Origin of the sequence: Streptomyces sp. NPDC006643 (assembly GCF_042870175.1) — a bacterium.
GTDB lineage: Bacteria > Actinomycetota > Actinomycetes > Streptomycetales > Streptomycetaceae > Streptomyces.
Genome location: NZ_JBIAHA010000023.1, coordinates 22,011 through 41,342, shown reverse-complemented (window position 1 = coordinate 41,342; position 19,332 = coordinate 22,011). Strand labels below are relative to the sequence as shown.

Annotated in this window: 15 protein-coding genes; 7 read left to right on the top strand and 8 right to left on the bottom strand. The window is 72.0% G+C overall.

Going from position 1 to position 19,332, the window contains the following annotated elements; genetic code table 11:
* Positions 1 to 69 precede the first annotated feature (69 nt).
* Both ACFYNU_RS28540 and ACFYNU_RS28535 read left to right on the top strand, forming a co-directional pair.
* Complete coding sequence (locus ACFYNU_RS28540; RefSeq protein ID WP_356596547.1) at positions 70 to 1,575, top strand: amino acid permease; 1,506 nt, start codon at positions 70 to 72, stop codon at positions 1,573 to 1,575.
* Positions 1,576 to 1,612: 37 nt separating this feature from the next.
* A complete protein-coding gene (locus ACFYNU_RS28535) occupies positions 1,613 to 3,115 on the top strand; it encodes a glycosyltransferase family 39 protein (RefSeq protein ID WP_356596545.1) in 1,503 nt (500 codons plus the stop codon).
* On the opposite strand, the gene ACFYNU_RS28530 is transcribed toward ACFYNU_RS28535, so the two are convergent.
* Positions 3,091 to 3,483, bottom strand: a complete 393-nt coding sequence (locus tag ACFYNU_RS28530; protein ID WP_356596543.1) for an NTP pyrophosphohydrolase — start codon at positions 3,481 to 3,483, stop codon at positions 3,091 to 3,093. The genes ACFYNU_RS28535 and ACFYNU_RS28530 overlap by 25 nt on opposite strands.
* 101 nt (positions 3,484 to 3,584) lie before the next feature.
* Here ACFYNU_RS28530 and ACFYNU_RS28525 point away from each other — a divergent pair, with 101 nt between their 5' ends.
* Positions 3,585 to 4,742, top strand: a complete 1,158-nt coding sequence (locus tag ACFYNU_RS28525; protein WP_356596541.1) for a hypothetical protein — start codon at positions 3,585 to 3,587, stop codon at positions 4,740 to 4,742.
* A gap of 609 nt (positions 4,743 to 5,351) precedes the next feature.
* On the opposite strand, the gene ACFYNU_RS28520 is transcribed toward ACFYNU_RS28525, so the two are convergent.
* The 5 genes from ACFYNU_RS28520 to ACFYNU_RS28500 form a co-directional block, all read right to left on the bottom strand.
* Positions 5,352 to 7,478, bottom strand: a complete 2,127-nt coding sequence (locus tag ACFYNU_RS28520; protein ID WP_356597335.1) for a 3-hydroxyacyl-CoA dehydrogenase NAD-binding domain-containing protein — start codon at positions 7,476 to 7,478, stop codon at positions 5,352 to 5,354.
* Complete coding sequence (locus tag ACFYNU_RS28515) at positions 7,475 to 8,695, bottom strand: acetyl-CoA C-acyltransferase (RefSeq protein WP_356597337.1); 1,221 nt, start codon at positions 8,693 to 8,695, stop codon at positions 7,475 to 7,477. Before ACFYNU_RS28515 ends, ACFYNU_RS28520 begins: the two co-directional genes overlap by 4 nt.
* A 733-nt stretch (positions 8,696 to 9,428) precedes the next feature.
* Positions 9,429 to 10,712: a ribonuclease D gene (locus ACFYNU_RS28510; protein WP_356597252.1), complete on the bottom strand. Its 1,284-nt coding sequence runs from the start codon at positions 10,710 to 10,712 to the stop codon at positions 9,429 to 9,431.
* A gap of 87 nt (positions 10,713 to 10,799) precedes the next feature.
* The gene (locus ACFYNU_RS28505) at positions 10,800 to 11,459 is read right to left on the bottom strand and encodes a response regulator transcription factor (RefSeq protein ID WP_023537917.1); all 660 of its coding nucleotides are present in this window, start codon (positions 11,457 to 11,459) and stop codon (positions 10,800 to 10,802) included.
* Between the two features lie 222 nt (positions 11,460 to 11,681).
* On the bottom strand, positions 11,682 to 12,356 hold the full coding sequence (locus ACFYNU_RS28500; RefSeq protein WP_356597254.1) for a DUF3000 domain-containing protein: 675 nt from the start codon (positions 12,354 to 12,356) through the stop codon (positions 11,682 to 11,684).
* A gap of 91 nt (positions 12,357 to 12,447) precedes the next feature.
* Between ACFYNU_RS28500 and hemE the strand changes: the two genes are divergently transcribed.
* Positions 12,448 to 13,539, top strand: coding sequence for a uroporphyrinogen decarboxylase (gene hemE, locus ACFYNU_RS28495; protein ID WP_356597256.1), 1,092 nt, complete (start codon positions 12,448 to 12,450; stop codon positions 13,537 to 13,539).
* Between the two features lie 18 nt (positions 13,540 to 13,557).
* Here hemE and ACFYNU_RS28490 read toward each other — a convergent pair whose 3' ends face one another.
* Positions 13,558 to 14,943 (bottom strand): FAD-dependent oxidoreductase, encoded by a 1,386-nt coding sequence (locus ACFYNU_RS28490; RefSeq protein ID WP_356597258.1) that lies wholly within the window; start codon positions 14,941 to 14,943, stop codon positions 13,558 to 13,560.
* Positions 14,944 to 15,012: 69 nt separating this feature from the next.
* Positions 15,013 to 15,981: a DUF4349 domain-containing protein gene (locus ACFYNU_RS28485; protein ID WP_356597260.1), complete on the bottom strand. Its 969-nt coding sequence runs from the start codon at positions 15,979 to 15,981 to the stop codon at positions 15,013 to 15,015.
* Positions 15,982 to 16,142: 161 nt separating this feature from the next.
* Here ACFYNU_RS28485 and hemG point away from each other — a divergent pair, with 161 nt between their 5' ends.
* The 3 genes from hemG to ACFYNU_RS28470 all read left to right on the top strand — a co-directional run bounded on the left by hemG (position 16,143) and on the right by ACFYNU_RS28470 (position 19,198).
* Positions 16,143 to 17,636, top strand: coding sequence for a protoporphyrinogen oxidase (gene hemG / locus ACFYNU_RS28480; RefSeq protein ID WP_356597262.1), 1,494 nt, complete (start codon positions 16,143 to 16,145; stop codon positions 17,634 to 17,636).
* A 4-nt stretch (positions 17,637 to 17,640) separates the two neighbouring features.
* Positions 17,641 to 18,357, top strand: a complete 717-nt coding sequence (hemQ, locus tag ACFYNU_RS28475) for a hydrogen peroxide-dependent heme synthase (RefSeq protein ID WP_356597264.1) — start codon at positions 17,641 to 17,643, stop codon at positions 18,355 to 18,357.
* Between the two features lie 328 nt (positions 18,358 to 18,685).
* Positions 18,686 to 19,198, top strand: coding sequence for a DinB family protein (locus tag ACFYNU_RS28470; RefSeq protein WP_356597266.1), 513 nt, complete (start codon positions 18,686 to 18,688; stop codon positions 19,196 to 19,198).
* The last annotated feature ends 134 nt before the right edge of the window (positions 19,199 to 19,332 follow it).

The window sequence follows — 19,332 nt, the reverse complement described above, 5'->3', positions numbered from 1 at the left end:
GCTTCCGGGCACCGGGGCCGCCGGGCATCTCTCGATCATGGCGGCATCCACGCACTCGGAGGTACGCCGGTGAGCACCCAGCACGACACGGAACCCAGCGGACGGAACCCGCTGTTCCGCACGAAGACCGTCGAACAGTCCATCCAGGACACCGAAGAGCCGGAGCACGCGCTCAAGAAGTCGCTCTCCGCACTCGATCTGACGGTCTTCGGTGTCGGTGTCATCATCGGCACCGGCATCTTCGTCCTCACCGGCGCCGTCGCCAAGGACAACGCGGGCCCCGCCACCGCCCTCGCCTTCGTCGCCGCCGGCATCGTCTGCGCCCTCGCGGCCGTCTGCTACGCGGAGTTCGCCTCCACCGTGCCGGTGGCCGGCTCCGCGTACACCTTCAGCTACGCCTCACTGGGCGAACTGCCCGCCTGGATCATCGGCTGGGACCTGGTCCTCGAATTCGCCCTCGCCACCGCCGTGGTGGCCGTCGGCTGGTCCGGCTATGTGCAGTCGCTGCTCGACAACGCGGGCTGGCACCTGCCCCACGCCCTCGCGGGCACCGACGCCGAAGAGGGCTTCGGCTTCGATCTGTTGGCCTTCCTCCTGGTCCTCCTGCTGACCGGGATCCTCGTGCTCGGGATGAAGCTCTCCGCCCGTGTCACCACGGTCGTCGTGGTCATCAAGGTGGCCGTCGTCCTGATCGTCATCATCGCGGGCTCGTTCTTCATCGACTCCGCGAACTACTCGCCGTTCATCCCCAAGGCCCAGGAACAGCCCTCCGGCGGCGGTCTCGACTCACCGCTCATCCAGCTGATGTTCGGCTACGCGCCCACCAACTTCGGCGTCATGGGCATCTTCACCGCCGCCTCCGTCGTCTTCTTCGCCTTCATCGGCTTCGACATCGTCGCCACGGCGGCCGAGGAGACGAAGGACCCGCAGCGCGACATGCCCCGCGGCATCCTCGGCTCACTGATCATCTGCACCGTGCTGTACGTGGCCGTGTCCGTCGTCGTCACCGGCATGCAGAAGTACACCGAACTCACCGTCGACGCACCGCTCGCCGACGCCTTCAAGGCCACCGGACACCCCTTCTACTCCGGTGTCATCAGCTTCGGCGCCGCCGTCGGCCTCACCACCGTGTGCATGATCCTGCTGCTCGGCCAGACCCGGGTGTTCTTCGCGATGAGCCGCGACGGGCTGCTCCCACGGGTCTTCTCACACGTCCACCCCCGCTTCCGCACCCCGTACCGCTCGACGGTGCTGCTCGGCGTGATCATCGCCATCGTCGCGGGCTTCACCAGCATCGAGGAACTGGCCTCCCTGGTGAACATCGGCACGCTCTTCGCCTTCGTCGTCGTCGCGATCGGCGTGGTCATCCTGCGCCGTACGCGCCCCGACCTGCCCCGGTCCTTCCGCGCCCCACTGGTGCCCTGGCTGCCGGCCGTGTCGGTGATGGCCTCGCTGTGGCTGATGCTCAACCTGCCCGCCGAGACCTGGCTGCGCTTCGCCATCTGGATGGCCATCGGCGTGGTCGTCTACTTCGCCTACGGACGGGCCAACAGCCGCCTCGGCAAGTCCGGCTGACACCACACCGGTTCCCGTCCCCGCAGGAAAGTCACGCATGTCCGTCGAGCCCTCCACCGCACCACGCCTCGCCCCCGCCCCGCCCCGGCCCACCCGTACGGCCGCGTACGGCTTCTGGCGGCGGCTGCTGCCCGTCCTGGCGGCCGTCGCCCTCGCCATCAGGCTCCCGTCCTTCCTGCACCCCTTCTGGAGCCCCGACGAGGGCTATCTCGCCGTACAGGCCCGGATACTGGCGGACGGCGGCGAGCTGTACGAGACCGTCGTCGACCGCAAGCCGCCCCTGCTGCCCTGGCTGTACGAGGCGGCCTTCACGCTCTTCGGCGACGGATCCGCCCAGGCGATGAAACTCCTCGCGATCGGCGCCCAGTTCACCACCGCCGCCCTCCTCGCGGCCTTCGCCCGGCGCCGCTGGGGCGACCGGTCCGGCGTCACGGCCGGAGTGCTCTTCCTGCTGATCTCGGTCGGATTCATCCCCCAGGACACCCAGGCCGTCACCTTCGAGGTCGTCATGCTGCCCTGCACGGCGGCGGCCGTCCTCTGCGCCGACCGGGGCCGCTGGGGCGCCGCAGGAGTGGCCGTCGCCGGGGCGTTCCTCACCAAACAGACCGGGGGCGTGGTCCTCGTCCCCGTGCTCTGGCTCCTTTGGCGCACCACCGGCCCCGGCCCCGCGCTGCGCCCGGCCCTGCTCCGTACGGGCGCCGGCTTCGCCGTCCCGGTCGCCGCCGCGGCGCTGCTGACCGACCCGGCGGGCTTCGTCTTCTGGACGGTCACCGGATCGGGGGCGTACGCGCTCTCCCTCACCGGCTCCGAACTCCACGTCCTCATCCGGGCGTTCGTGAACAGCCTCATCCTCTGCCTCTGCTGCGTCGGCATCGTCCCCCCGGTCCGCAGGGCCCTGCGGACCCACCGCCGGCCCGCCGGGGGACCCCTCACCGACCTCTGGGTCTGGTTCGCCGCCTCCGCCGCGGCCGTCGCCGTGGGCTTCCACTTCTACGGCCACTACTTCTTGCAACTCCTGCCGCCCATCGCCCTGTTGGCGACCGCGACCCTGCGTTCGCTGCGCCACGAGCGGCTCAGACACGTCCTGTCCGTCCCGGCCGGTGCCTGCGCCCTCTTCGTGCTCTGGGCCTTCTTCGCGCCCCACGCGGAACTCACCCACGCCGAACGCGTCGCCAGAGCCGTACGCGAACACAGCGCCCCCACGGACCGGGTCCTCGTCTGGGGCATGCACCCGCAGACGTACCGCCTCGCCGACCGCGAGCCCGCAAGCCGCTATCTGACCGCCGGGCTCCTCACCAACTTCAGCGGCGGCCGGGACGGCCCCCAGGTCGGCGAGGAGTTCGGGATGCCCGGCGCCTGGCGGATCTTCGCCGAGGAGATGCGGGCCAGTCCGCCCGCCCTGATCGTCGACGACTCCCGGGGCAAGCCCTACGCCCCCGAACGCCTCCCGACGCTACGGCGCCTGCTGGCCGGTCAGTACGAGCCACTGCCCGGCACCGTCGAGGGCACGGTCCTCTACGTCCGCTCCTCCGGCGGCTGACGCACCGTACGGGGCCCCACACAGCGCGCCCCGTACGCCTCCACCCGCCTCCGCAGCTCCCGGTCGGCGGTGACGACCACACAGGGCCGGTCTCCCGCGCCCCGCGCCAGCTCCGCGATCAGGTCGTCGCCACTGCCGGGCGCCGACTCCACCCGTACACCCGGCACGGACTCCACATCCCGCGCCCGCCCCTCCACGACCAGCACCAGCTCAACCGGCCCGGGAATCCCCACGTCGGGCAGCCCGTCCGCGGCCAGCGGCACCAGGCGCTCCCGCAGCCGCTCGGCCGCCGCGCGCCGGTCGCGCCACCATCCGTCGGGCACCGAACCGACCACGTTCGCCCCGTCGACAATCAGTAGAATCCGCACTTCAGGAGCGTGCCACAACCGGCCGGGGCGGTACGGTTCCCGTTCGCCCGCGAATGCTATCGTCGGGGAAATTTCATGCGCTGGGAAGGTGGCAGTGGGTCATGGCACTGCGGTCCGCACGGACGTCGAAACGATCCGGACGCAGCCCCGGCGAGGCCCCGGACACCGGCGCCCGGCCGGCTGAATCCATCCCCCTCCCCACCGCCGACGGTGCCCTGCCCGCGACCACCAGCTGGCTGGTGCGCGGCAAGGACGGCAGACTCACCGCGTACGCGCCCACCGAGGACGGCGTGCTGCGGTGGACGGAGGACCGGCTCGGCGGACCGAGCTGGTCGGGCCCCGAACTCCTCCCGGCCCCGGGCCTGTTGCCGTACCTCTCCATCGCCAGCGGCGCCGAGGGCTACGTCCATCTGGTGGGCCTGCGGCGCAAGCCCGCCGCCGAGGGCCAGATCCGGACGGACGTCGTGTACGCCGTCCAGTTCCAGACCGGCCGCCCGCTGCGGGACTGGCAGGCGCTCGGTACGCCGTACCCGAAGGACCTCGCCCGGGGCGGTCTGCTCGGCCTCCCGTCGGCGGTGATCGACCCCAACGGCTCGCTGCACCTCTTCGCCCGCAACGCGGGCCGGGGCCTGTCGGCCCGGATCCAGAAGCCCACCGGAGCGTGGCTCGCGTGGGCGGACCTCAAGGGGTCCCGGATGACCGGCGAGTCGGCGGCCGTCGTCGGCGAGGACGGGCTGATCGAGGTACTGGGCCCGACCGACGACGCGGTGATGCGCTGGCGACAGCCGAAGGTGGCGGCGAAGGCCGAGCGCGACCTGAAGAGCTTCGCGGCGCGCGTCGCCCCCGGCACCCTCACCTCGGAGCGTACGGGTGGCGACCGCCTCACGCACTACTGGCGCGACACGGACGACCGCACGGTGCACGCCTGGCGCCTCGACGGCGGCGAGACCGCGCCGCTGGGCGGTCCGGGCACCGGCCCGATCGCCCTGCTCCGCACGCCTGTCGACGGCCACGACTGCACGATCCTGGCCCAACGCGGCCTGGACGGACGCCCCTTGCTCGCCGCGTACCCGACGGAGAACGAGGCGGCGGGCGTCACCTGGACCCCGACGGGCGAACAGTGCGTGGGCGCACCCGCGTTGGCCCTGGACGGCCGGGGCCGCGTGGTGATGGCGACGATCGCGAAGGACGGCGGCCTGCGGGTGGCCCGGCAGAAGGCGGAGCCGGGGTTGGCGCTGGAGGCGTGGTCGCGGGTGTGACGGGTTCGTGTACCGGGTCCGCCGGTTGCCGGGGTCCGCGCCTGCGGGCCGGGTTCGTCCTCAAGCGCCGGACGGGCTGGGTGGGTTGCGGCCGGTGTCCGGGTGCCGCTCCGGGGTCATGGCCGGACGGCGTGACTTACGCCGCGTGAACCGCTCGTTGGACCCGACGACCCGGGTTGTCCACGCGGCACAAGTCAGCCTGAGTGTCCGACCACGACCCCTGCGCGTCCCCCTCCCAACCCGCGGAGGGTGTCAGGGACCCGCAACACGCTGCCCGGCAGGCTAGCCACCCGGCAAGACGGGTGTCATGGCCGCCCGGTCCGGTCCCACCCCACCCCCACCCCGCCCACCGGGGGTTTGTGGGGACGTCGTGGCGGTGTGAGGGGGGCGGGGTCGCAGGAGGGGGGTGTTCGGACACTCAGGCTGACTTGTGTCGCGTGAACAAGGAGGTCTCATCGGGTCCAACGAGGTTGCACGCGGCGTAAGTCACGCCGTCCGGACACCCCCCTCCGAAGACCCCGCACCCCGACCGTCAGCCGACAACCGCAACCCAGGCGGGCCCGGGCGGAAGTTCCCGCCCGGGCCCGTCCGGTGATCAGTCCAGCCGCGTTACGCCGGCACGCTCGCCACGCCCGGTGCCAGGAACCGCTTGCCGTTCACCCGTTCCGAGACGCCCTCCCGGTCCAGGTACGGCGTGATGCCACCCAGGTGGAACGGCCAGCCCGCGCCCGTCAGCAGGCACAGGTCGATGTCCTGGGCCTCCGCGACGACGCCCTCGTCCAGCATCAGGCCGATCTCCTGCGCCACCGCGTCCAGCACGCGCGCCCGCGTCTGCTCCTCGGTCAGCGCCGTGTCGCCCTGCTTGAGCAGCGCCGCGACCTCCGGGTCCAGCTCCGGCTTGCCGGAGTCGTACACGTAGAAGCCCCGCTTGCCCGCCTTCACGACCGCCGCCAGGTTCGGCGAGACCGTGAAGCGGTCCGGGAACGCCCGGTTGAGGGTCTCGGAGACGTGCAGACCGATCGCGGGACCGACCAGCTCCAGCAGGACCAGCGGCGACATCGGCAGCCCCAGCGGCTCCACGGCCCGCTCCGCCACGTCGACGGGCGTGCCCTCGTCGATGACGTTCTGGATCTCGCCCATGAAGCGGGTGAGGATGCGGTTCACCACGAACGCTGGCGCGTCCTTCACCAGCACCGCGCTCTTCTTGAGCTTCTTCGCGACACCGAACGCCGTCGCCAGCGACGCGTCGTCCGTCTGCTCGCCGCGCACGATCTCCAACAGGGGCAGGATCGCAACGGGGTTGAAGAAGTGGAAGCCGACGACCCGCTCCGGGTTCTTCAGCTTCGAGGCCATCTCGGACACCGACAGCGACGAGGTGTTGGTGGCGAGGATCGCGTGCGCCGGGGCGACCGCCTCGACCTCCGCGAACACCTTCTGCTTGACGCCCATCTCCTCGAAGACGGCCTCGATGACGAAGTCCGCGTCCGCGAACCCGTCGGCCTTGTCCAGGACTCCGGTGACCAGACCCTTGTAGCGGTTGGCCTTGTCCTGGTTGATCCGGCCCTTGCCGAGCAGCTTGTCGATCTCGGCGTGGACGTAGCCCACACCCTTGTCGATCCGCTCCTGGTCGATGTCCGTGAGCACCACCGGCACTTCGAGCCGGCGCAGGAACAGCAGCGCCAGCTGTGAGGCCATCAGCCCGGCGCCGACGACGCCGACCTTGGTGACGGGGCGCGCGAGCGCCTTGTCGGGCGCGCCCGCCGGGCGCTTGGCGCGCCGCTGCACGAGGTTGAACGCGTAGATCCCGGAGCGCAGTTCACCGCCCATGATCAGGTCGGCGAGCGCGGTGTCCTCGGCGTCGTAACCCGCCTGGAGGTCACCGTTCTTCGCGGCGGCGATGATGTCCAGCGCGCGGTACGCGGCGGGGGCCGCGCCGTGCACCTTGGAGTCGGCCACGAACCGGCCGCGCTCGACGGCCTGGTCCCACGCCTCGCCCCGGTCGATCTCCGGGCGCGCGACCGTCAGCTCACCGCTGAGGACCGACGCGGTCCACAGCAGCGACTGCTCCAGGAAGTCCGCACCCTCGAACAGGGCGTCGGCGATGCCCAGTTCATAGACCTGCGCGCCCTTGAGCTGCTTGTTCTGGTTGAGCGAGTTCTCGATGATCACCGTGACCGCGCGATCGGCGCCGATCAGGTTCGGCAGCAGCGTGCAGCCGCCCCAGCCGGGGACGAGACCGAGGAAGACCTCGGGCAGCGAGAAGGCCGGCAGCGCGGCGGAGACGGTGCGGTACGAGCAGTGCAGCCCGATCTCGACGCCACCGCCCATCGCGGCGCCGTTGTAGTACGCGAACGTCGGCACTGCGATGCCCGCGAGCCGCTTGAAGACGTCGTGGCCGCCCTTGCCGATGGCCAGCGCGTCCTCGTGCCGCTTCAGCAGCTCGACACCCTTGAGGTCGGCGCCCACGGCGAAGATGAACGGCTTGCCGGTCACCCCGACACCGACGATCTTCCCCTCGGCGGCCTCGGCCTCGACCTGGGTGAGCGCCGCGTCGACGTTCGCCAGCGACTGCGGGCCGAACGTCGTCGGCTTCGTGTGGTCCAGCCCGTTGTCCAGCGTGATGAGCGCGAACGTGCCCACGCCGCCGGGGAGTTCGAGGTGGCGTACGTGCGCCTGGGTGACGACCTCGTCCGGGAACAGCTCGGCCGCGCCCTTCAGGAGTTCAGCGGTGCTCACTTGTTTCCTCCGTCGAAGTGCGGGTTCTCCCAGACGACCGTCGCGCCCATGCCGAAGCCGACGCACATGGTCGTGATGCCGTAACGGACCTGCGGCTGCTCCTCGAACTGCCGGGCCAGCTGCGTCATCAGCCGTACGCCGGAGGACGCGAGCGGGTGGCCGTACGCGATGGCGCCGCCGTACTGGTTGACGCGCGGGTCGTCGTCCGCGATGCCGTAATGGTCGAGGAAGGCGATCACCTGGACGGCGAACGCCTCGTTGATCTCGAACAGGCCGATGTCGTCGATCGACAGACCGGCCTTGGCCAGCGCCTTCTCGGTCGAGGGGATCGGGCCGAAGCCCATGACCTCCGGCTCGACACCCACGTACGCGTAGCTCACGAGCCGCATCTTGACCGGCAGCCCGGCCTCCCGCGCGAACTCCTCCGACGCGATCAGAGAGGCGGTGGCGCCGTCGTTCAGCCCCGCCGCGTTACCGGCCGTGACACGGCCGTGCGGGCGGAACGGGGTCTTGAGCCCGGCCAGCGACTCCAGCGTGGTGCCGGGCCGCATCGGCTCGTCCTCGGTGGCCAGACCCCAGCCGGTCTCGCCGCCCTCGGGGCTGGTGCGGCGTACGGAGATCGGCACCAGGTCCTGCTGGATCTTGCCGTTCGCGTACGCCTTCGCGGCCTTCTCCTGCGAGCGCACGGCGTACTCGTCGGCGCGCTGCTTGGTGATGTGCGGGAAGCGGTCGTGCAGGTTCTCCGCGGTCATGCCCATGAACAGGGCGGACTCGTCGACGAGCTTCTCCGACACGAACCGCGGGTTCGGGTCGACGCCCTCGCCCATCGGGTGGCGGCCCATGTGCTCGACACCGCCGGCGACGACGACGTCGTACGCGCCGAAGGCGATGGAACCGGCGGTGGTCGTCACGGCGGTCATGGCACCGGCGCACATGCGGTCGATCGAGTAGCCGGGTACGGACTGCGGCAGCCCGGCGAGGATCCCGGCGGTACGGCCGATGGTCAGGCCCTGGTCACCGATCTGCGTGGTCGCGGCGATGGCGACCTCGTCGATCTTCGCGGGGTCGAGGTCCGGGTTGCGCCGCAGCAGCTCCCGGATGGCCTTCACGACGAGATCGTCGGCCCGGGTCTCGTGGTAGATGCCCTTCGGGCCCGCCTTGCCGAACGGGGTGCGGACGCCGTCGACGAAGACGACGTCCCTGACGGTACGAGGCACGATGGCTCTCCTCCAGGGTCGCGATGGCTCTGCGGGCACGCTTGCTCGGATCCTATGCTACTTGCGGGTAACCGTGCTGCCCAGGCCGACGGGGTGTTCCCCGGATCACCCTGCGGGCCGGGTTCGTCCTCAGGCGCCGGACGGGCTGGGTGGGTTGCGGTCGGTGTCCGGGTCCACCCGCAGGCCGGTGGGTGGGTTCGTCCTCAGGCGCCGGACGGGCTGGGTGGGTTGCGGCCGGTGTCCGGGTGCCGCTCCGGGGTCATGGCCGGACGGCGTGACTTACGCCGCGTGCACGGTTCGTTGGACCCGACGACCCACGTTGTCCACGCGGCACAAGTCAGCCTGAGTGTCCGACCACGACCCCTGCGCGTCCCCCTCCCAACCCGCGGAGGGTGTCAGGGGACCCGGAACACGCTGCCCGGCAGGCCAGCCACCCGGCAAGACGGGTGTCAAGGCCGTACGGTCCGGGCCCACCCCGCCCACCCGCTGCTTGAGCAGTGCTGTGTGGCGGTGTGAGGGGGGTGGGGTCGCAGGAGGGGGGTGTTCGGACACTCAGGCTGACTTGTGTCGCGTGGACAAGGAGGCCTCATCGGGTCCAACGAGCGTTGCACGCGGCGTAAGTCACGCCGTCCGGACACCCCCCTCCGAAGACCCCGCACCCCGACCGTCAGCCGACAACCGCAACCCGGAGGGACCCCGCAACCCCCGCCGGAGGCGACCCCGCAACCGCCCCTCAGCCCGTCGCCGCCGTCGCCCCCAACGCCCGTGCCAACAGCGGCGCCACCTGTTCCACCTGCCACCGCCGCGCCCCATGCGCGGCCAGCGCCGACGACACCGCCTCCATGCTCCGCTCCGCCGGCGGCTCCCAGCACACCCGCCGCACCGTGTCCGGCGTGATCAGGTTCTCCTGCGGCATGTTCAGCCGCTCCGCGAGCGCCGTCACCGACGCGCGCGCGGCCGAGAGGCGGGCCGCCGCCTCCGGGTCCTTGTCCGCCCACGAACGCGGCGGCGGCGGACCGTTCAGCGGCTGGCCCGGCTGCGGCAGCTCCGTGTCGGGCAGCGCCTTCGCCCGGTCGATCGCCGTCTGCCACTGTTCGAGCGCGCGCCGCCCCATCCGGTGCCCGAACCCGGGCAGCGCGGTGAGGGCGTGCACGTTCACCGGCAGGGCCAGCGCCGCCTCGATGATCGCGCCGTCGCTGAGGACCTTGCCGGGGGAGACGTCGCGCCGCTGCGCGGCCTGGTCGCGGGTGTTCCACAGCTCCCGTACGACGGCCATCTGCCTACGCCGCCGGACCTTGTGCATGCCGGACGTACGGCGCCACGGGTCCTTGCGCGGGGGCGGCGGCGGGGCCGAGGCGATCGCGTCGAACTCCTGCCAGGCCCAGTCCAGCTTGTTCTGCCGGTCCAGCTCCTTCTCCAGCGCGTTGCGCAGGTCGACCAGCAGTTCGACGTCTAGCGCGGCGTACCGCAGCCACGGCTCGGGGAGCGGACGGGTCGACCAGTCGACGGCGGAGTGGCCCTTCTCCAGCGCGAAGCCGAGGACGTTCTCGACCATCGCGCCGAGGCCGACGCGGGGGAAGCCCGCGAGACGTCCCGCGAGCTCCGTGTCGAACAGCCGCGTGGGGCGCATGCCTATTTCCCGCAGGCACGGCAGGTCCTGGGTGGCGGCGTGCAGGATCCACTCGGTGTCGGCGAGGACGTCGCCGAGGGCGGAGAGGTCGGGGCAGCCGACGGGGTCGATGAGCGCGGTGCCCGCGCCCTCACGGCGCAGCTGTACGAGATACGCGCTCTGCCCGTAGCGGTAGCCGGACGCGCGCTCGGCGTCGACGGCCAGCGGGCCGGTGCCCGCGGCGAAGGCAGCGATCACCTCGGCGAGCGCTTCTTCGGTGGCGACCACCGGCGGAATGCCTTCGCGAGGCTCCAACAAAGGGATCGGCGCCGTTTCGACGTCGTCCGGGGGAGCGCCCCCGGTGGTTCGCAGTGGTGGGTCTTCTGCGGTCTCTTGGGCGTCGGTCACGTGTCAAGGGTATCTGTGAACGGACGCCGCCCGCCGACGGAACGTTCCGTCGGCGGGCGATGCGGCCGGTGGGGAGGGTGAAACCGGTCAGTGAATGATTCCGGTGCGCAGGGCCACGGCGACCATTCCGGCCCGGTCGCCCGTGCCGAGCTTGCGCGCGATGCGGGCGAGGTGGCTCTTGACGGTCAGGGCGGAGAGCCCCATGGAGACGCCGATCGCCTTGTTCGACTGGCCTTCGGCGACGAGTCTGAGCACCTCGACCTCACGGCCGGAGAGCTCGCGGTAGCCGCCCGGGTGGCTCGGGGAACCCGGGGGGCGGCGGTGCATGCGGGGTCCCGCGCCGATGGGTGCGGCGCCGGGGCGGCCGGGGTGGCCGATGTTCGTACGGGTACCGGTCACGACGTAGCCCTTGACTCCGCCCGCGAGGGCGTTGCGCACCGCGCCGATGTCGTCGGCGGCGGAGAGGGCGAGGCCGTTGGGCCAGCCTGCTGCCCGGGTCTCGGACAGCAGGGTCAGCCCGGAACCGTCGGGCAGGTGGACGTCGGCCACGCAGATGTCGCGTGGATTGCCGACGCGGGGACGCGCCTCCGCGATGGACGAAGCCTCGATGACGTCACGTACTCCGAGCGCCCACAGGTGGCGGGTGACGGTGGAGCGGACGCGAGGGTCGGCCACGACGACCATGGCCGTCGGCTTGTTCGGGCGGTAGGCGACCAGGCTTGCGGGCTGCTCGAGGAGAACGGACACCAGGCCTCCTGGGAAGGTGCGGGACGGGCCGGCTCTGGGGATGAGGCCGGGGGCGAACCGTGCTTGAAGGGTCATTGACCTCTTCGGCAGCAACCGTCCCCGCCTTTAGAGAATGATCACGAATTGATGAGTAACAATTCGGGCAATTCGGATACGCGATCGATCATCCTACGAGTGGCCCCCTCCCCGGAGCGCCGATCCCGGCGCCTGGACGGGACGGTCCTAGCGGGCCTGGGGACCTCGGCGCTGGGGGAGTGAGACCACGCCCGCCCCCGGCTCCGTCGGGCCCGTCGGGGCCGCCGGCGGCAGGCCCGCGAGCTGGCACAGCAGATCGCACCAGGCCGCCAAGTGCGTTGCCGCGTCCGGGACTCCGCCCATGCCCTCGCGTGGCGTCCAGGACGCCCGGATCTCGATTTGTGTCGCCGGGCGGCGCTCCGAGAGTCCGCCGAAGTAGTGCGACCCCGCGCGCGTGACGGTGCCGCTCGGTTCTCCGTAGGAGAGCCCGCGCGCCTCCAGCGCCCCCGTCAGCCACGACCAGCAGACCTCCGGGAGCAGCGGGTCCACCGCCATCTCCGGCTCCAGCTCCGCCCGGACGAGCGTCACCAGCCGGAAGGTGCCCTGCCAGGCGTCGTGTCCGTCCGGGTCGTGGAGCAGGACGAGCCGGCCGTCGGCCAGGTCGTCGTCCCCCTGGACGACCGCCGCCTCCAGCGCGTACGCGTGCGGCGCGAGCCGCTGGGGCGGCTTGGTCGGGTCGATCTCCATCTCGGGGCGCAGCCGCGCCGTCCGCAGAGCTTCGACGGCCAGCCGGAACGCGGACGGGACGGAGTCCTCCTCCGTACCCCCCGCACCGCCGACGCCGTTGGAATGATCAGAAAACTGTCCCTGAGCCGCAGCCATGCGGGGAAGAGTAGGCGGAACGAGCGTCCCGTGCGGTGAAGGACACCCGGCCCGGGGCGCCCGCTTCTGTGTACATGCGAAGATTCTGGGCGTGAGCGCCAACGACCGCCCCTCGGGCCAGCCGACGAAGACCGCACCCACAGCGGCGACACTCGCCACCCACGACTCCGCCTTCATGAAGGCGTGCAGGCGGGAGCCCGTACCGCACACCCCCGTGTGGTTCATGCGACAGGCGGGGCGCTCGTTGCCCGAGTACCGCAAGCTGCGCGAGGGCACCGCGATGCTGGAGTCGTGCATGCGGCCGGATCTGGTCACCGAGATCACGCTCCAGCCGGTACGCCGGCACGGGGTCGACGCCGCGATCTACTTCAGCGACATCGTCGTCCCGCTCAAGGCCATCGGCGTCGACCTCGACATCAAGCCGGGCGTCGGCCCCGTCGTCGCGCACCCCGTCCGCACCCGCGCCGACCTCGCGCAGCTGCGGGACCTGACGCCGGACGACGTCCACTACGTCACCGAGGCCATGGGCATGCTCACCGCCGAGCTGGGGTCCACCCCGCTCATCGGCTTCGCGGGCGCCCCTTTCACCCTCGCGAGTTACCTCGTGGAGGGCGGGCCGTCCCGTAACCACGAGAACACCAAGGCCATGATGTACGGCGACCCGGAGCTGTGGGCCGAACTGCTCGACCGGCTCGCGGAGATCACCGGCGCGTTCCTCAAGGTGCAGATCGAGGCGGGCGCCAGCGCCGTACAGCTCTTCGACTCCTGGGTCGGCGCGCTCGCCCCCGCCGACTACCGGCGCTCCGCGATGCCCGCCTCCGCCAAGGTCTTCGACATGATCGCCGGATACGGCGTGCCGCGTATCCACTTCGGTGTGGGGACGGGCGAACTGCTCGGCCTCATGGGCGAGGCGGGCGCGGACGTGGTGGGTGCCGACTGGCGCGTACCCCTGGACGAGGCGGCCCGCCGCGTCGGCCCCGGCAAGGCGCTCCAGGGCAATCTCGACCCGGCGGTCCTCTTCGCCCCCACGCGGGCCGTGGAGACGAAGACCGACGAAGTCCTCGACGCCGCCAAGGGGTTGGAGGGGCACATCTTCAACCTGGGCCACGGGGTGCTGCCGAACATGGACCCGGACTCGCTGACGCGGCTGGCCGAGTACGTCCACACCCGCACCGCCCGCTAGGGCGGACAGCCCAAGCCGCTACCAGCCCGCCTTGCGTACCGCCGCCGTCGCCTTGCGGGCCGCCACCAGGACCGGGTCCCAGACCGGGGAGAACGGCGGCGCGTAGCCCAGGTCCAGCGCCGTCATCTGCTCGACCGTCATCCGGGCCGTGAGGGCGACCGCCGCGATGTCCACCCGCTTCGCCGCGCCCTCGCCGCCCACGATCTGTACGCCGAGCAGCCGGCCCGTACGGCGCTCGGCGAGCATCTTCACCGTCATCAGCCGCGCGCCCGGCAGATACCCGGCGGTGCCGGTGGACTCGATGGTCGCCGAGACGTAGCTGAGCCCCGCCGCGCGGGCGTCCTTCTCGCGCAGCCCCGTACGGGCGATTTCCCGGTCGCACACCTTGCTGACGGCGGTGCCGACGACGCCCGGGAAGGTGCCGTAGTCGCCGCCCACGTTGGCGCCGATGATCTGGCCGTGCTTGTTGGCGTGCGTGCCCAGCGCGATGTGGCGGGTGGTGCCCGTGGTCAGGTCGAGCACCTCCACGCAGTCGCCGCCCGCCCAGATGTTCTCGTGGCCGCGTACCCGCATCGACAGGTCGGTGAGCAGCCCGCCGTGCGGGCCGAGCGGCAGACCGGCGGCCTCGGCGAGCGCCGTCTCGGGGCGGACGCCGATACCGAGGACGACGACGTCCGCCGGGTACTCGGCGTCGTCGGTGACGACCGCCCTGACCCGGCCGTCGTCACCGGTGAGGATCCTGGACACGGCGGCGCCGCCGACCGTGGTGATGCCGAGGCCGTCCATCGCCTCGTGGACCAGCCGGCCCATGTCCGGGTCCAGTGTGGCCATCGGCTGCTCGTCGCGGTGCAGGACGGTGACCTCGTACCCGCGCTTGAGCAGCGCCTCCGCCATCTCGACGCCGATGTAGCCCGCCCCCACGACGACCGCGCGCCCGCCGCCGGTGCCCGTGCGGGTCAGGGTCTCGATCAGCGCCCGACCGTCGTCGAGGGTCTGCACGCCGTGCACACCGGGGGCGTCGATGCCCGGCAGCGGGGGCCGGATCGGGCGGGCGCCCGTGGCGATCACCAGTTTGTCGAAGTCCGTCCAGGACTCCGTCCCGGCGTCCAGATCCCTGGCCAGGACCCGTCGGCCGGCGGTGTCGATCTCCACGGCCTCGGTCCGCATCCGCAGATCGATCGCGCGCTCCCGGTGCTCCTCCGGCGTACGGGCGACAAGATCCTCCAGCCGCTCGACGTCACCGCCGACCCAGTACGGAATGCCGCACGCCGAGTACGAGGCGAAGTCGCCGCGCTCGAAGGCGACGATCTCCAGCTCCTCGGGCCCCTTGAACCTACGGGCCTGCGACGCGGCGGACATTCCCGCCGCGTCGCCGCCGATGACCACCAAGCGCTCCGCTGCCATTGCGCGTCCTTTCGGATGTGTGCCGGGCACCGTGCACCCGGCACACAGACGCTACGCGGAGGCGGCGGGTCAGTCCCGCCCGCCCGCGTCCGGCGCCGGGCCGGGATCCGGCGCCGCCGCCGGGGCGAACGTCTCGACGGGGGCGGGATCCGGCGTACGCCGCGGTCGCAGCCGGGCGCCGAACAGCAGCCACAGCCCGAACAGCACCGCCAGCGCCACGACGAACGGCAGGATCGCCGCCAGCACCACGACGATCCACCGCAGCATCGACACGAACGCATCCCAGCCGCCGCCGAGCGCGTCCAGGAAGTCCGGGTCGTCGTCCCCGGAGTTCTGCTCCTCCTTCGACGGCTCGCTCAGATCGAGCCGGATGCTCGCCATCGTCGTCCGGTCGGCGAGCGACGCCTGCTTGGCCAGCAGCGACTCCAGCTCCGACTGACGTGTGTTCAGCTGGGACTCCAGGGCCACCACGTCCTTGATGTCCCGCGCCTGGTCCATCAACTTCCGTACGCGGTCGACGCTCGCGCGCTGTGTCGCGATCCGGCTGTTCACGTCGACCACCTGCTCGGTGACGTCCTTCGCGTTCGCCGTGCGGGACAACAGCTTCCCGGCGCCCGCCAGTTCGGTGAGGACGGAGTCGTACTCGGCCTCCGGGACCCGCAGTACGACGGTCGAGGCCACGTGGGTGTCGTCGATGCGCTCGGTGGTCTCGTCCTCGACCACGCCGCCCGCGTCCAGCGCGACCGAACGGGCGTCGGCGAGCGCCTTTGTCGCGCTCCGCACCTCCACCGAGAGAACCGCGGTACGGATCACATGGGTCTTCGCGGACTCCTTGTCGACGGCCTTGCCGCCGTCCGCCTGGCCCTCGCCCTCGCCCCCGGCCTCGTCGGCCGCCGCCCCCGCCCCCTGCCGGCCCGCCGCGGGCTTGGCCGCGCTGTCGGACTTCAGGTCGCCGCCGTCCGAACTCGCCCCGCTGCACCCGGCCAGGGCCAGTGAAACGGTGAGAAGCGCTGCCGCGAATGCGGGAAGTGCACGCATGTCGATCCCCCCAAGGACGCTGTGCGTAGATGTCGCCGGTTCGACGGACCGTCAGCGGCGCGGGTTGCGCTTTTCCGGTCGCGAAGCGGTCACGGTCGGGACTCGGTACGTGCCGAGGCTCGCCGGACGCGGGCCGGAAACGGTCTGAGAGAGTGGAGGCCATGGTGAGCAGTCCGAATCCCGCGCCTCTCGACGGTCACGCGCCTCCCGGCGGGCACGCGCCTTCCGCCCGTCCCGCGCCCCATGTCGTCGTCATCGGCGGCGGCATCGCCGGGCTCGCCGCCGCGGACCGGTTGCTGTCCGCCGGCGCCCGCGTGACCCTCCTGGAGGCGACCGACCGCCTCGGCGGCAAACTCCGCACCGGCGAGATCGCGGGCGCCCCCGTCGACCTCGGCGCCGAGTCGATGCTCGCCCGCCGGCCCGAGGCCGTCGACCTCGCACGCTCCGTGGGGCTGTCTGAGCGCCTCCAGCCGCCCGCCACGGCCTCGGCGTCGCTCTGGTCGCGCGGGGAGCTGTGTGCCATGCCCAAGGGCCATGTGATGGGTGTGCCGGGTGACGCCTCGGCCCTCACCGGGCTGCTCTCCGTGGAAGGCGTCGCCAGGATCGGCCGCGAGGGGGACCTCGGCCCGGCGCGGGTCGGCGACGACGTGTCCGTCGGCGAGTACGTCGCGGAGCGACTGGGGCACGAGGTCGTGGACCGGCTCGTGGAGCCCCTGCTCGGCGGCGTGTACGCGGGCGACGCCTACCGGATCTCGATGCGCGCCGCCGTACCCCAGCTGTACGAGGCGCTGCGCAGGCACGACTCGCTGCTCGACGCCGTCCGCGCCGTCCAGGCCAAGGCCGCCGAACACCCCCGCACCGACGCCGTGTTCACCGGCATCGACGGCGGCGTCGGCCGGCTGCCGGGCGCCGTCGCCGACGCCGTACGGGCGCGCGGGGGCGACATCCGTACGGAGGCGCCCGTCCTCGCCGTCACCCGCACCGCCGACGGCTGGACCGTGCGGACCGAGCGGGAGTCCGTCGCCGCCGACGGGGTGATCATGGCCAACCCCGCCTGGTCCGCCTCCGCCCTCCTCGCGCACGAGTCACCCGGCGCGTCCGCCGAACTCGCCGGGATCGAGTACGCCTCCATGGCGCTCGTGACGATGGCGTTCCCCCGCGCCGCGCTCACCTCACTGCCCGGCCTGCCCGACGGCAGCGGCTTCCTCGTCCCGCCCGTCGACGGCCGCACCATCAAGGCCGCCACCTTCTCCACCCGCAAGTGGGGCTGGGTCGCCGAGTCGGCGCCGGACCTGTTCGTCCTGCGTACCTCCATCGGCCGGTACGGCGAGGAGGACCAGCTCCAGCGCGAGGACGCCGAACTCGTCGGGGCGTCCCTGCGCGACCTCGGCGCCGCCGTCGGACTCGCCGCCCGGCCCGTCGCCACCGAGGTGACCCGCTGGATCGGCGGCCTCCCGCAGTACCCCGTCGGCCACCTCGCCCGCGTCGCCCGTATCCGCGAGGCCGTCGCGAAACTCCCCGGACTGCGCGTCTGCGGCGCCCCGTACGACGGCGTCGGCATCCCCGCCTGTATCGCGAGCGCCCGGCGCGCCGCCGACGAGATCATGGCCACGCCGACCCTGGCGCGGGGCACCGATCGGGGCGCGGGAGAATAGCCGTATGACTTCCGCACCAGACAAGACCCCCAACGCGGGCAAGAAGGCCAAGGATCTCAACGACGTCATCCGCTACACGCTGTGGTCCGTCTTCAAGCTGCGCGATCTGCTGCCGGAGGACCGGGCCGGTTACGCCGACGAGGTCCAGGAGCTGTTCGACCAGCTCGCCGCCAAGGACATCACCGTGCGCGGCACGTACGACGTCTCCGGGCTGCGCGCCGACGCCGACCTGATGATCTGGTGGCACGCCGGGACCGCGGACGAGCTCCAGGGGGCGTACAACCTCTTCCGCCGTACGAGGCTGGGCCGGGCGCTGGAGCCCGTCTGGTCGAACATGGCGCTGCACCGCCCCGCCGAGTTCAACAAGTCCCACGTGCCGGCCTTCCTGGCCGACGAGACGCCGCGCCAGTGGGTGAGCGTCTACCCCTTCGTACGCAGCTACGACTGGTATCTGCTGCCCGACGAGGAGCGGCGTACGATGCTCGCCGACCACGGAAAGATGGCCCGTGGATATCCGGACGTCCGCGCCAACACCGTGTCATCCTTCTCGCTCGGCGACTACGAGTGGATTCTCGCCTTCGAGGCCGACGAGCTGGACCGGATCGTCGACCTGATGCGTCATCTGCGTGGTTCGAAGGCACGGCTGTACGTACGGGAAGAGGTGCCGTTCTACACCGGCCGCCGCAAGTCGGTGGCGGACCTGGTCGCCGAACTCGCCTGACCACGCCTGATCCACAGGTGCGGCCCGCGGTCCGCGTAGCGTGATCGCACAACTGCATGACGGCCAGATCGCCCCCGGGCGGCCCGGCCGTCCCACCCGGAAGATCAGACGACCGGCGGCAGCCCGCGGCCGGGCCTCTCGTCCAGCGACACCGGGTTCGGCCCCGCGTGCGGCGCGCTCCCAGCGCGCCGCACCGGTGTCTCTCCGCCGGGCGGCAGCCGGCCGCTCCGGGGAAGCGCGGCACGGCCGGGAAGGCGATGCTGGAGACAGCCCTGTTCCCGGGGCCGGTCCCGGGCGACCTGGGGGCCGGACAGAATCGGAGCGTGCCATGACCGCGAGCGGTGATCTGCTCATCGACGCCTTCGACCGTATCCGTGAGAACGTCCACCGGGTGGTCGACGGCCTCTCCCCGGACGAGCTGGCCGTACGCGTCGACGAGGGCGCGAACTCGATCGCCTGGCTCGTCTGGCATCTCACCCGCATCCAGGACGACCACATCGCCGACCTGGCCGGGACGGACGAGGTGTGGATCGCACAGGACTGGACGGGCACGTTCGAGCTGCCCTTCTCGCGCAAGGCCACCGGGTACGGACACTCGCCCGAGGACGTGGCGGCGGTCGGCGGGATCACCGGGGAGGCGCTGGTGGGGTACCACGACGCCGTGCACGAGCAGACCGTCGCGTACGTCAGGACGCTCAAGGACGCGGACTACGGACGCGTCGTGGACCGGACCTGGGTCCCGGCCGTGACGCTCGGCGTGCGGCTCCTCAGCGTGATCTCGGACGATCTCCAGCACGTCGGCCAGGCCGCCTTCGTCAAGGGTTGGCTGGCCCGCCCCTGACGGGCGCCTGCCCCTGACAGACCCGCGACTCCGGACAGACGTGTCGCGGGGGGGGGGGGGGGGGGGGGGGGGGGGGGGGGGCGGGGGGGGCGGGGGGGGCGGGGGGGGGGGCGGGGGGGGGGGGGGGGCGGGGG